This is a genomic window from Desulfoluna sp. CYM3A, assembly GCF_056829965.1.
On sequence record NZ_CP186556.1, the window covers coordinates 4,113,830 to 4,127,101 of the forward strand.

Genomic DNA, 13,272 nt, shown 5'->3' on the forward strand with positions numbered 1-13,272 from the left:
AGTGGTTTAACGGCCCTGGCCGAGGCGCCCCCGCTCCTCACGGAGCGTGGGCGCCTCCAGGGCTTCGCACAGGGGGGAGAAGACAATGGTGGCGGCGGCGTAGTCCAGGAACATTTCGATGTCGGCCAGGAACCGCGCCAGATCCTCCTCGCTGTCCACAAAGGGGCTCTTGCCCGGCAGCATGGAGGTTGAGTGAAAGGACATGTTGAGGAACCGGTGGCCGAACCGAACGCACTGCTTCGCCAGCCGCACCATCTCCGCCCCGCTGCTCAGTTCCGGTGAGAGCCACCTGAAGTTAAGGAGCCTCAGCCGATCCAGGATGCCCAGAAGCCGCAGCCTGGACAGGGGCTTCTTGCGGAGTCTCTCCATGAGGGCATAACAGAGGCGCCCGTTTTTCTGATAAAATCCCACGGTGGGAGGCACCTCCAGAAGGGAGCCTTGGGGGTCGGGTACCATGGGGTAATCCGGGTCAAAGGGGTAGGCCTCGCTGAGCCCCCGGCTGAAATCAGGCCCGCTGTAAGCACTCCAGTCCACAAAGGGGCTGATGGAGGTGTCGATGCGGTAGCCCAAAGCCTTGAGGGTCCGCGCAACCTTGGCGTCAAACCCCCACCGCCCCGCCCGAAAACAGACCGGAGAGAGGTGAAACCGCTCTTCAATGGCGCCATGGAGGCGGGTCATCTTCTGTTTCACCAGGGCCTCGGGCAGGTTGCACATCATGGAGTGTTCCACCGAAATCTCTTCGTCATGGGGCGGGGTGTTCCAGGGGTGGCAATGGGTCCCGATCTCGCAACGCCCGTCGTCGTAGATTCCCTTCAAGATTTCCCGGGCCCTGTCGTCCGTTGCCACAGGCCAGTTGATGAGGTAGGTGGGGACGGCCCCGTACCGGTCGAAGAGCCGCTGAAGCTCCGGCACCCTCGCCAGGTTCTCCACCGGGTTGTCCGTGGCGTGGTAGGTGTCCCAGGAGTCCTCTTCCGTATCGATGGTGATGTACACGTGAACGGTCATGGCGTCCCCTCCAGATACACGGGTGCGTCCCCGGCAAAATGGTCTGTCACCCAGGTAAAGATAATGCCCATGAGGTGCCGTCGCACGGACAGGGCCGTGTAGGTGTGGTTGGCTTCCTCGATGTATTCCAGCTGGAGGAGCCCCCTGAAATCCGTGCCTTTGAACATGTCGGTGAACTGGTCCGCATAGTTGTAGTACCCGGCAATGCCCCCGGAATAGATGGTGAGCATCTGGACCCCCCGCCCCGCCATCTCCGCCAGCTCTCCTGCCACACGTGCCTTGGGTGGAAACGTCCGTTCGTACACATCCCCACCGCCCTTGGAAGCCCGTAAGGCAGGAATAAGCCGTGCCACGGCCCTGCCCAGGCACTTGGCCAGAAACCAGGCCAGGCGCACAGGATTGATCATGTACGGTGCGTAATCTTTCAGGTAAAACCGCAGGGTGGGGTAGGTAAACCCGTCCAGCATCACCACCCCGGTGACCCGCTCGTCCACACTGGCAACGGCATGGGCGTTGTCGGCCCCGGAACAGAGCCCCACCAGCACAAAGGTCTCAATCCCCTTTTTTTCCGTCAGCAGATCCATGGCATCGGTGATGTCGTCTCTGGACCGTTCGTCGTAGTCGCGGGAATCGTGGGGCATGGCGCTGTCCCCCAGGCCGGAGCCGTCAAACCTCAGCACATGAAACCCCGAGGCCTCCAGGCCGCGGGCCAGCTCCACATAGAGACGATAAGGGCCCACACGGTGCAGAAGCCCCGCGTTGAGCAAAAGCACCCCGGGCATCCCCCCGCCCCCCCCCTCGGGCTCGGACAAAATCCCCACAAGGTTCCGGTGCTCTCCGAATACCAGCACTTTTTCCATAAAACGCTCCTTATGGCAAAAATGCCAAAAAAGCATGCCTCCGGCGGCGAGGTGAAGCCACCTTGAAAGCATATTACGCTGGTGGTTTATGCAAGCTGCCTCACAAGCTTCACCGTCACAGGATACGTTGCCGCTACGAGTAACCGCACGACCTCCGGCGCCCTACCGATGACTCAACAAGAGAATCCCAAATGCCCTTCATCGTGTTTCCAAAAAAATGAAATGGGCCTCTCCTGCAAAACCGGTTGACTCATGTCACACCCCATGCGAATGCCCCGAAAAAAAATTGCATGATGTCTGCCTCCATGCATTCGCCATAGGGTTTCCAGGTGCCCCCACCTGGCCGCCGCTCATGGAGTTGTCAGCCGATCTCCGATGGCCTGGACCATGGCGTTGGCCACCAGCACTTCGTCGTGGCCGTTGAACTGCTCCCACCCGGCGGGCTCCTGCACCAAGGCCGTGTCCACGGTGGTTCCAGCCGTGGCCAGGGCCTGTTCAAGGGCCCGGTACTCGGGCTTTTCTTCGGACAGGGCCAGGTGGACGGGGCCCGGCAGGGTCGGGTGGCAAGTCAGCAGGTCCACGGCTTCAATGGAGGTGATCATCTCCGGGGAGAAGGCATAGCCCAGGATCTCCTCCTGTATTCCCCTGGACGGACGGGTTGTGCCCCCTGCCCGCCGATGGGCGTCCAGATAGGCCTTTCCGTCCACCACCGGGTCCCAGAGCACCAGCTCTTTGAGGCCTGGAATCTCCCCTGCCGCGGCCACGGCCAGGGAGGCCCCGAGGCGCAAGCCCACCACCGAGAGCCGCAGGGCTCCGGAAATATCCTTCAGTTCCCCGGCGGCTGTTATCAAGTCCCGGGTCCAGTGGTTCACGTCCCCCTCCTCGCTTTTTCCGGCGGAGTCCCCCACCCCGTAGCATCAACTTGAGCACGTGCCGCCCTGCGGCGGCCAGGGCAAGGGCCAACTGCCGGATCGCCATGTGGGTCCGTATGTGTTCATGGGCCACGGGGGCTGAGAGCAGCACCCCTTCCTGGTGCAGCCCCGCCCCTGCCGGTGGGTAGTAGATTCCGAACAACTGGGTGTCGTGGGCGCCGAAATAGAATGGGACCATGGGTGTGTTTCACCTCTCCTGTGGCAACGTGGTCACGCAGGTCTGTTCTCGTTGACGGGCACCTCCACGGGGTCCCCTTTGGGCTTCAACGCCCCGGCCACCTTCTCCCAGAGCTGGCGGAGCCTGGTTCCCGGGCCGTCATTCTTATCGTCCTTTTGGGCGAAGGGATATCGGGCCGCGATCTGGCCCAGAGTATTCAAAAAGATATCCCTCGGGCTGAGCTTTACCCCGGTCTCCTTGAGCACCCGGGCGATAACCCGGATGGCCAGCAGGGAGTGGCCCCCGGCGTCAAAGAAGTTGTCGTGGACCCCCACCTGGGTGATGCCCAGCTCGTCCCGCCAGATGGCCAGGATTTTTTCGCTGTCGGTCTCCGGTGCCACGAACTCCCGGGCCGCAACCGCGCCCAGGCTGAAGGAGGCTTGGAGGGCCTTGCGGTCGATCTTCCCGGCGGGGGTCAGGGGCAGGTCGTCGATCTCCACAAAATGCTGGGGAATCATGTAGTCCGGCAGGGTCTTTCGCAGGTGCTTGCGCAACTGGGACCCCGTGGCCGAAGCCCCATCCTCGTAAAGAAGGTGGGCCACAAGGCGCACGTCCCCTGCGCTCTCCTCCCGAACCGTTACAATGCCCTGGCGCACGGCCTCGTGGTCGGTGAGGCTGGCCTCGATCTCCCCGGGCTCGATGCGGAAGCCCCGCACCTTCACCTGGTTGTCCATGCGGTTCAGGTATTCAATGGTTCCGTCGGGATGGTACCGGGCGAGGTCGCCGGTCCTGTAGAGCCTATGCCCCGGCCCCGACGCAAAGGGGTCTGGGATAAACCGCTCTGCGGTGAGCTCGGGCCGATCCAGGTAGCCCCGGGTGACCCCGGCCCCGCCGATCAAGAGTTCCCCGGGAACCCCCACGGGCACGGGCTGCATACGCCCGTCCAGGATGTGAATTTGGGTGTTGGCAATGGGGCGCCCCACGCGGATGGGCCCGCCGTTTTTATCCAGCAGGCTGCACGTGGACCACACCGTGGTCTCGGTGGGTCCGTACATGTTCCACACCTCGCCCACGCAGCCGGTGAGTTCTTCGGCAAGGTCCGGGGGAAAGGCCTCTCCTCCGCAGAGGATCTTCATGGACTGGGCCCCTTTCCAGCCCGCGGCGAGAAGCAGCCGCCACGTTCCCGGGGTGGCCTGCATCACCGTGGTCCCGGAACTCTTCAGGACGTCCACCAGGGCCAGGCCGTCTCGGGCAGTCTCCCGGTCTGCGATGATCACCTCACCCCCGACGCTCAAGGGGAGGAAAAGCTCCAGAACGGCAATGTCAAAGGAGAGGGTGGTCACGGCCAGCAGGGTGTCTTCCGAAGTCATCCCCGGAGTCCGGGCCATGCTGGTGAGAAAGTTCACCACAGTGCCGTGGGGCACCTGAACCCCCTTGGGCTTGCCCGTGGAGCCGGAGGTGAAGATCACATAGGCGAGGTGTTCCGAGCCCGGGTCCTCCCACACGCTGTCCAGGCCCCGTCCCTGGCCCGTCAAGACATCCCTGTCCAGGCAGATGACCAGGGCGCTGTTTTCCGGCAGGTTGTCGAGGAGGGCCTGTTCGGTGAGCAGCACCGAGACCTTGGCGCTCTCCACCATGTAGGCAAGGCGCTCGGCCGGGTACTCCGGGTCCAGGGGCACATAGGCCCCCCCTGCCTTGAGGATCCCCAGAAGCCCTGCCAGCATCTCCGTGGACCGCTCCACGCAGATCCCCACCAGAACGTCCGGCCCCACCCCGGAGATGCGCAGATGGGCGGCAATCTCCTCGGCCCTTGCGTTCAGCTCTCCGTAGGTCAGGCAGTCCCCGTTGCAGGAGACGGCCGGAGCGTCGGGATGTGCCGCGACCCGGTTCTCGAAGAGTTCGTGGATACAGGCAGCCTCGGGATAGGGGGTCTGGGTTTCGTTCCATTGGGCCAAAAGCCCTTGCTCCGTCTCCGACAGCACCGGCAGCCTTGCCAGCTCGGCATCGGGCTCGGCCACGATGCCGGAAAGGAGCACGGCATAGCTTTCAAGGAGCCGCTTCATGGTTTCGGCCGTAAAAAGGTCCGTGGCGTATTCAAAGGCCACCTTGACACCGGCCCCTTCCCTGCCCACGGTGCACATGAGGTCGGTCTGGGCCACGTGGGTGGTCACTGGCTCCTCCCGCCACGGCACTCCGGCCATGGTGCGCTCCTGCTCCATGTCCCCGAGAAAGACAAAAAGCACCTGGTACAAGGCGGTCATGCTGAGGTCCCGGTGGGGATTGAGTTCCTGGACCAGTCGCTCAAAGGGCATCTCCTGGTGGTTGTACGCATCGAGGCACACCTCCCTGACGCGCCCCAGGAGCTCCGTAAAGGAGAGAGAGCCCCCACAGGCCGTTCGCAGCACCAGGGTGTTGGTGAAAAACCCCACGATCTCTTCGGTCTCCCCGTGGACACGGTTGCCGAAGGGAGAGCCCACACACATCTCCTCCTGGCCTGTGTAGCGATACAGGAGCGCCTTGAACGCGGCCAGAAAGAGCATAAACAGCGTGGCCCCTTCACGGCGCGCCAGCTCCTCCAGGGGGGCTGCCAGGGCCTCGGGGATCACCAGGGTCTCGGTGGCCCCCGGCCCGGAAAACTCCGCGGGGCGGGGAAAATCCGCCGGAAGCTGCAACACGGGTAAGTCCCCTGCCAGCTGCTCTTTCCAATAGGCAAGCTGTCGCTGATAGTCCTCACCGGGCAGCCACACCTCCTGCTGCCAGCGGGAGTATTCTGCATAGGTGATGGGAAGGGGGGGCAACTCAGGGGCTCTCCCCTCTGAAAAGGCCTCGTACAGGGCAAACAGCTCCCGCTGGAAGATGACAAAGGAGATCCCGTCGAAGATGCTGTGGTGGGGCATGAAGAAGAGCACATGTTCGTCGGAGGAGAGGGTCACCAGCCCGGCGCGTACCAAAGGCCCTTGGGCCAGGCTCAGGGGCCTTGCCGCTTCGGCTTCCAGATAGGTTGCCAGGGACTCTTCCCGCGTTTCTGAAGGAAGGGTGCTGTAATCCACCGCGATAAAGTCGATCTCCTGTGTGGGGGCCACCACCTGCACCGGTGCGCCCCCGTCCAGGGCAAAGGTGGTACGCAGGGCGTCGTGGCGATCCATGAAGGCCTGGAGGCTCTGCCGCATCACCTCCCCGTCCACGGCCCCTGAAAACCGAATGGCAAGGGAAGGGTGACACGGCAGGGTTGAGCTGGTCGATGTACCAGAGGCGCTGCTGCATGGACGAAAGGGGGGCATCCCCTTCCGTTGCCGTGGACCCGGCAAACCCAGCGGGGCCTTCCGTTGCGGCCTCCGGCTCCCGGGTCACGGCCGGATCCTCTTCAGGGGCAGCGGGCGCACTCTCGGGCCGGGAGGCTTCGATGAAGGCGGCCAGCTTCGGGAAGGTGGCATACTCACCCACCAGGTGCCGAAAGGCCAGGGTAACGCCAAAGGCGCTTTTCAGGCGGTTGCTCACCTGGGTAAGGAAAAGGGAGTCCATGCCCATCTCCAGGAAGGTCACCGACGGGGCAAACGCATCAAAATCGATGCCCGACAGCTCGTGCATGATCTCTTTGAGCTGCGCCACGATGGCATCGGTGCCGGTTGCCTGAAGAGGGGCAGCAGACGCGGCCACAGCCTCTGCGGGCTCGGGTGCAGCAGCCGCTGCCGCAAAGGTCTCCGGCACCTCGGCTGCGGGGGCCCTGTCCGCCGGTTCGATCCAGTGACGCGTCCGTTCAAAGGGATAGGTGGGCAACAGGACGCGCTGCCTGCGCTCGGCAGACGAGAACCCTGCCCAGTCCACCTGTCCGCCGGAGAGCCAGTACTCGCCCAAGGCTTTGAGCAGACAGGCCAGGGCCGGAAGGGTCTCTTTGGCGTGCCCCAGGGAGGCGATGACGGTCTGCTCCGCCGCCCGGTTCGGATGCTGCCGGGCTGAGGTGCTCAGGGCAGTTCCGGGCCCCACCTCGATGAGCACCCGACCGGAGACCTTCTGCAGCTCGCGGATCCCGTCGCTGAACAGGACGGGCCGACGAAGCTGGCTGACCCAGTACCCCGGATCCATGGCCATCTCCTCGGTGATCCAGGTGCCCGTGACGTTGGAGATAAAAGGGATCTCCGGAGGATGGAGTTCCACACCCTCCAGGGCCTCGGCAAAGGGAGCCAGGGCCGGCTCCATCATCTCCGAATGGAAGGCATGGGAAGTGTGGAGTTTCCTGGTGTCGATCTCCCGCTCGGCCAGGGCCTGTTCAAAGGCCTCGATGTGCTCGTGGGCACCGGAGACCACGCAGAGGGACGGGGCGTTCACCGCAGCCAGGGCCACCCCCGGGGTCAGCAGGGGCGTCAGCTCCTCCTGGGGAAGCCTCACGGCCCGCATGCTCCCTTCGGGCATCTGCTGCATGAGTCGCCCCCGGGTGGCCACCACGGCCAGGGCGTCCTCCAGGGCAAAGACCCCGGCCAGGGTGGCGGCCATGGACTTGACCCGTCATCTGCTTGATCATGGCCTCGGGCTCCACGCCCCAGCTCTGCCAGAGCCGGGCCAGGGCGTACTCCACCGCAAACAGGCAGGGCTGGGTAAGTTCGGTTCGGGCCAGGCGTTGGGTGGCCTCCTCTTCCTGGCCTTCGGCGGGAAAGAGGAGCTCACGGATATCGAGCCCCAGGTGGGGCTCCAGGCCGTCGGCACACTGATTCAGGGCCTCCTGGAACACCGGCTCGCATGTATAGGCCTGCTCCCCCATACGGACGTGCTGGGAGCCCTGGCCCGAGAACATGAACACAACCGAAGGATCCCGCCTGCCCGGGGTGCGTGTCATGGTCCACTGGCCCTCTTCCTTGCGGGCCGCGGCCATGGCCTCCTGTGTGTCGCGGCAGATAAAGGCCTGCCGCACGGCCATGTCCTGCCGACCCACCTGGAGGGTATAGGCCACATCTCCCAGGGGCGTCTCCTCCGGCCCTGCCAGGAAATCGGCAAGGCGCTCGGCCTGGGCCTCAAGGGCCGTCTCTGTCTTTGCCGAGAGCAGCATCAGCTTCCAGGGACGCTCCTCCCCCACGGGGGGAGATTCGGGGGCCTCTTCCAAGACCGCGTGGGCATTGGTCCCACCGATGCCGAAGGAGCTGACTCCTGCCCGCCTCGGGAGGTGTTCCGGGGTCCAGTCCATGGCCCGGTGGTGAAGGGGCTGTTCTCAAAATCGATCTCCGGGTTGGGGCTCTGGAAATGGAGGCTCGCAGGAATTTTTCCGTGCTTCAGGCACAGGGAGGCCTTGATGAGCCCCACCACCCCTGCGGCGGCATCGGAGTGGCCGATGTTGCTCTTCACCGAACCGATGCCGCAAAAGCCTTTGGCGTCGGTCTGCATGCGGAAGGCCTTGGTAAGGGCCGCCACCTCGATGGGATCCCCCAGGGGCGTTGCCGTTCCGTGGGCCTCCACGTAGGAGATGGTGTCGGGTTCCACCTCGGCTGCGGCATGGGCCATGGCGATAACCTCGGCCTGGCCCTGGACGCTGGGTGCTGCGTAGCCGATCTTCTGGGAGCCGTCGTTGTTCACGGCAACCCCCTTGATCACGGCGATGACCTGATCCCCGTCGGCCAGGGCATCTTCCATGCGCTTCAAGGCCACCACCCCCAGGCCCCCGCTGAAAACCGTGCCCTGGGCCTTGGCGTCAAAGGGGCGGCAATGCCCGTCCGGGGAGTTGATGGCCCCTTCCTGGTAGAGATACCCGGACTCCTGGGGAAAAATAACCGACACCCCGCCGGCGAGGCAGAGGTCGGAGTCGTAGTTCAACAGGCTCTGGCAGGCATAGTACACCGCCACAAGGGAGGTGGAACACCCGGTCTGGATGTTGACGCTGGGCCCCTTCAGGTTCAGTCGGTGGGAGGTCCGGGTGGTGAGAAACTCCATGCGGTTGCTCAGGATGGCGGCAAACCCGTCCGGGGTTCGCTGGCGAAGCATCCGCTCCAGGTGATCGTGGCTGCGGGTGATGTTGTGCAGGAAATAACTGTCGATGAAACTCCCGCCCCCGAACAGGCCGATGACCCCGTCGTACTTTTCCGGGTCGTAACCGGCCCGCTCCAGGGCCTCCCACACGCACTCCAGCCAGAGGCGGTGCTGGGGATCCAGCATGGCGGCCTCCCGGGGGTTGAAGCCGAAGAAACCGGCATCAAACAAGTCGGCCCCTTCGATGATGCCCCGGGCGGGCACGTAGTTCGGATCGTTTTTCACGGCATCGTAATCCAGCTCATGGGCCTTGAGCTCCTCTTCGGACAACGTGGTTATGGACTCCACGCCGTTTACGATATTGTCCCAGAAGGCCTCACAGCTGGAAGCCCCTGGGAAACGGCCGGACATGCCCACAACGGCAATGGCATTTGCATACTGGTCCACCTGGCTCATGTGCGATCTCCCGTTCTATTTTTTTTTCTCCTGGACAATGTCTCTTTTCTCTTTTTCAGCCGCGCTTCCATGTCGTCGCGTGCCGGTGCCGACTCCGCCACCGACTGGGGCTTGAGAAAATCCGCCACCGCACGGATGGTGGGGTACTCAAAGAGATGATGCACCTTCAGGTCCGTCTTCAATGTACCGGCCAGCTTGTTGGCCACCTCCACGAGCAGGAAGGAGTCTCCCCCCACCTCGAAGAAGTTGTCGTCCACCCCCACGTTGTCCACCCCCAGGTGATCCTGCCACACCTCGGCGATGACGGATTCCACGTCGCTGCTCGGGGCGGCGTAGAGGGTTCCCACCTCAGGCCTGTCCGTGGTGGGCGGCGGCAGGGCCTTGCGGTCTACCTTGCCATTGGCCATGAGGGGAAAGGCGGGAAGCTGGATAAAGTAAGAGGGGACCATGAACTCGGGAAGCTTTTCCGAAAGAAAGCCCCGCAGGGCAGAGGCCATGCCCGTGGCACCGTCGGCCGCCACCACATAGGCCACCACCTTCTTGTTACCGGAAGCATCCTCCCGTGCCGCCACCACCACCTCCAGGACATCGGGATGCCCGGCGATGACCGCCTCGATCTCTCCGAGTTCGATGCGCAGGCCCCGCACCTTGACCTGAAAGTCGTTGCGGCCCAGGTACTCGATCTGCCCGTCGGGCAGGTAACGGGACAGGTCGCCGGTCTTGTACAGGCGCGCCCCCTGCTCCTTGCTGAAGGGATCGGGAATAAAGCGATCCCGGGTCAGCTTGGGCCGGTTCATGTACCCCCTGGCCACCTGAACGCCGCCGATATACAGCTCCCCTGCCACCCCCACGGGCACGGGCTCCATGTGCCGATCCAGGATATGGATCTGGGTGTTGGCAACAGGCCTGCCGATGGGTACCACCAGGCCACGATCTTCCCGCCTGCACTCCCAGAAGGTCACGTCTACGGCCGCTTCGGTAGGGCCGTAGAGGTTATGGAGTTCCGCGGGCAAGGTGTCGAAGAAGCGGTCCCGCAGCTCGCAGGGCAGGGGCTCCCCGCTGCAGATCACCTTGGTGAGGCTCCGGCACCGGTCCCCGTGGTCTTCCCGGAGAAAAAGCTGGAGCATGGAGGGTACAAAATGAAGGATGGTGATGCCCTGGTCCTCGATGAGACGCCCCAGAGCGTCGGGGTCTTTGTGGACCCGGGGAGGGGCCACCACAAGGCGCGCCCCGAAAAGCAGCGGCCAGAAAAACTCCCACACGGACACATCGAAGCTGTACGGGGTTTTCTGCAGCACCCGGTCCCCGGCGGTGAGCTCGTAGGCCTCCTGCATCCAGTACAGGCGGTTGCTGATGCCCCGGTGGTCGTTCATGACCCCCTTGGGCTTGCCCGTGGAGCCGGAGGTGTAGATCACGTAGGCCAGGTTGTCCTCGGTGACCCCGGCGTCAGGGGCCTCGGCGGGCTCACCGGCCACGGTCTCCCATTGGGTATCCAGGCAGATCACCGTGGCCGAGTGATCCGGCAGCATTTCTTTGAGGCGTTCCTGGGTGAGAATCACCGGAACCTCGGTGTCTTCCAGCATAAAGGCCAGCCGTTCGGCCGGATAATCCGGATCCAGGGGCACATAGGCCCCGCCGGCCTTAAGGGTCCCGTAAAGGGCCACGACCATCTCCACGGAGCGCTCCATAAACACGCCCACGCGCTTTTCCGGTCCCACGCCGTGTTTCTGAAGAGCATGGGCAAGACGGTTGGCCCGTATGGACAGATCCCCATAGGTGAGGGTGTCGCCCTCGTAGGTCAGGGCCACCGCATCGGGGGTCCTTGCCACCTGGGCCTCAAACATCTCGTGAAGGCAGACAGGCTCCGGGTAGGTCCGCCCTGTGTCGTTCCACTCGAAAAGCAGCTTGTCGCGTTCGGACCGACTCAAAAGAGGCAGGCGGTCCAGGGCAACGTCCCCTCCCACGGCCACGGCATCCAGAAGAACCTCGAAGCTCTCGCAGAGAACGCCGCAGATCGACGTGGAAAGAGCTCGGCGTTGTAGACAAAACCGCCGTGCCACCGCTCGCCATCGTCACGGACAAACAGGGAGAGATCGCATGCAGGCCCCTTTGGCTCACCCGATCCACCAAGGGAAGGCCCCTGTTCAATGCCGCCGGGCAAGGGGCCGTCCTGGAAGGTGAACATCGCCTGGAAAAGCGGGTGGGAATCCGGGGCGTGGTCCGGGTCCAGGAGCTGGGCAAGGCGGGCAAGGGACATCCCGGCACGGGCCCGCGCCGTGCGCGCGGCCTCGCAAATGCGGCGGTGCAGCGCATCAAAGGTGCAGGGGTCCGACACATCCGCACGCAAGGGAAACATATGGGAAGAGGCCCCACCGTTTCCGGGCCGTTCGCCGTCGGCCCCCGAGACCCCCACCATGAGGTCCGTCTGTCCGGAATAGCGCGTCAACAAGGTGACGTAAGCGGCCAGCAGCAGGGTAGAGACGGTGCCTCCCTCGGACAGGCCACGGCCTTTCAGGGCCTTGATGCACTCCGAGGAAAGGCGAAACCGCTGGGTGCCGCCCCTGAATGCCAGATGGGCGGGACGCGGATGGTCCACCGGAAGCTGGAGTACAGGCAGGTCCGTGCCCAGGGTCTCCTTCCAATAAGCGAGTTCCGCTTTTTCCGATGACCCGCCCGGTGTGGTCCCTGAGCCAAAGGCCTCCCCGGAGCAGTCCACGGAGACTCCGGCCTCTCTCAGGGAGATAACGGTCTCCCGGATAAAGGCGTCGTCGGAGCCGCCCTGGCCGGGATGACGCAGGGATGTAAGGATCACCGGGCGCCCCGTTTCTGCCACCTGCTGGCGGGCAAGAAGCGCCAGGGTGCTTCCTGGCCCCACCTCCAGCAGTACCCCTGCGGGTTGGGTCAAAAGGGTCGCCACGCCCTTGGAAAAACGCACCGGCTCCCTCAGGTGGGACGACCAGTAGGCAGGATCCATGGCCTGGGCTGCGGTGAGCCAGGTCCCGGTGACGTTGGAAACGATGGGGATCCGAGGAGCCGCAGGACAGACCTTGGTCACGCAGGCCTCAAAGGGGGCAAGGGCCGGCTCCATCATCTCCGAATGAAAGGCATGGGAGGTGCGCAGACGGCTCCACCGGGCCTTTTTGCCCTCCATCTTCATGGCCTTGGCCAACCTCTCCTCCAGGGCCTGGATCGACGCCTGGGGCCCGGACACCACACACCGGGAGGGCGCGTTGATCACGGCAACGGAGAGCCCGTCCCTCAAAAACGGGATGATCTTCTCTTCGGGCAGGCCCACGGCCAGCATGGCCCCCCCGGGTTGCCCCTGCATGAGGCGACCGCGTGCGGCCACCAGTTCCAGGGCATCGTCCAGGGAAAAAACACCGGCCAGGCAGGCGGCGGTGTATTCACCGATGCTGTGTCCGATCATGGCCCGGGGCTGGACACCCCAGCTCATCCAGAGCCGTGCAAGGGCATATTCCAGGGTAAAGAGAACGGGCTGGGTGACGGCGGTCTGTTTGAGCTTCTCCTCGGCCTCGGGGGCCTCTTCGGGGGATGGGTAGATAAAGCGACGGATATCGCAGCCCATGAGGGGTACCAGCCGGTCCGCGCAATAATCCACCCAGTTCCTGAACTCCGGTTCGCCCTGGTACAGTCCCTCTGCCATGCGGACAGACTGGGCCCCCTGCCCGGTGAACATAAAGGTGACGGGTGGCCCGGCCGCAAGCCGCTCCCCCTGTTCCCATTCCCAGGGCACGGGCGAGGCCCCTCGCGGCATCTTTCCGCCCGGCCGGTCCCCGTCCCGTCCCAGGGGCATGGGCACGTCCCCCAGGCGCATGTCCGGGGACGCCATGACGTGGCCGAGGCACCCTTCAAAGGCCGAGGCAAGGGAGGCGACGGTCTCTTCGGAAAA

Annotated in this window: 6 protein-coding genes and 3 pseudogenes; all 9 read right to left on the reverse strand. The window is 64.1% G+C overall.

Translation table 11 applies throughout. The features are described 5' to 3' along the window. Nucleotides 1-6 precede the first annotated feature (6 nt). Nucleotides 7-1,005, reverse strand: a complete 999-nt coding sequence (locus tag ACOYW1_RS20890) for a polysaccharide deacetylase family protein (RefSeq protein ID WP_482419578.1) — start codon at nucleotides 1,003-1,005, stop codon at nucleotides 7-9. Continuing rightward, complete coding sequence (locus tag ACOYW1_RS20895; protein WP_482419579.1) at nucleotides 1,002-1,865, reverse strand: alpha/beta fold hydrolase; 864 nt, start codon at nucleotides 1,863-1,865, stop codon at nucleotides 1,002-1,004. The genes ACOYW1_RS20890 and ACOYW1_RS20895 overlap by 4 nt, the downstream gene beginning before the upstream one ends. 350 nt (nucleotides 1,866-2,215) lie before the next feature. Then, nucleotides 2,216-2,737 (reverse strand): alpha/beta hydrolase family protein, encoded by a 522-nt coding sequence (locus ACOYW1_RS20900; RefSeq protein WP_482419580.1) that lies wholly within the window; start codon nucleotides 2,735-2,737, stop codon nucleotides 2,216-2,218. 270 nt (nucleotides 2,738-3,007) lie between these two features. Further along, entirely contained in the window at nucleotides 3,008-6,124 is a 3,117-nt protein-coding gene (locus tag ACOYW1_RS20905; RefSeq protein ID WP_482423785.1) for a non-ribosomal peptide synthetase, read from the reverse strand. 244 nt (nucleotides 6,125-6,368) lie between these two features. Continuing rightward, nucleotides 6,369-7,445: pseudogene (locus ACOYW1_RS20910) on the reverse strand (acyl carrier protein); the annotation flags it as partial. A 34-nt stretch (nucleotides 7,446-7,479) separates the two neighbouring features. Next, a pseudogene (locus tag ACOYW1_RS20915) lies at nucleotides 7,480-8,076 on the reverse strand (KS-MAT linker domain-containing protein); the annotation flags it as partial. Then, entirely contained in the window at nucleotides 7,995-9,362 is a 1,368-nt protein-coding gene (locus ACOYW1_RS20920) for a beta-ketoacyl synthase N-terminal-like domain-containing protein (RefSeq protein ID WP_482419581.1), read from the reverse strand. The pseudogene ACOYW1_RS20915 and the gene ACOYW1_RS20920, both read right to left, overlap by 82 nt. Next, a complete protein-coding gene (locus ACOYW1_RS20925; RefSeq protein ID WP_482419582.1) occupies nucleotides 9,359-11,422 on the reverse strand; it encodes a non-ribosomal peptide synthetase in 2,064 nt (687 codons plus the stop codon). Before ACOYW1_RS20925 ends, ACOYW1_RS20920 begins: the two co-directional genes overlap by 4 nt. Before the next feature lie 14 nt (nucleotides 11,423-11,436). Beyond that, nucleotides 11,437-13,212: pseudogene (locus ACOYW1_RS20930) on the reverse strand (acyltransferase domain-containing protein); the annotation flags it as partial. Nucleotides 13,213-13,272: the final 60 nt, after the last annotated feature.

What these genes read in the sequence shown, in the direction of transcription:
- ACOYW1_RS20905 (WP_482423785.1), bottom strand. Translation starts at nt 6,124, where the DNA reads ATGCGGCAGAGCCTCCAGGCCTTCATGGATCGCCACGACGCCCTGCGT.
- ACOYW1_RS20890 (WP_482419578.1), bottom strand. Translation starts at nt 1,005, where the DNA reads ATGACCGTTCACGTGTACATCACCATCGATACGGAAGAGGACTCCTGG.
- ACOYW1_RS20920 (WP_482419581.1), bottom strand. Translation starts at nt 9,362, where the DNA reads ATGAGCCAGGTGGACCAGTATGCAAATGCCATTGCCGTTGTGGGCATG.
- ACOYW1_RS20895 (WP_482419579.1), bottom strand. Translation starts at nt 1,865, where the DNA reads ATGGAAAAAGTGCTGGTATTCGGAGAGCACCGGAACCTTGTGGGGATT.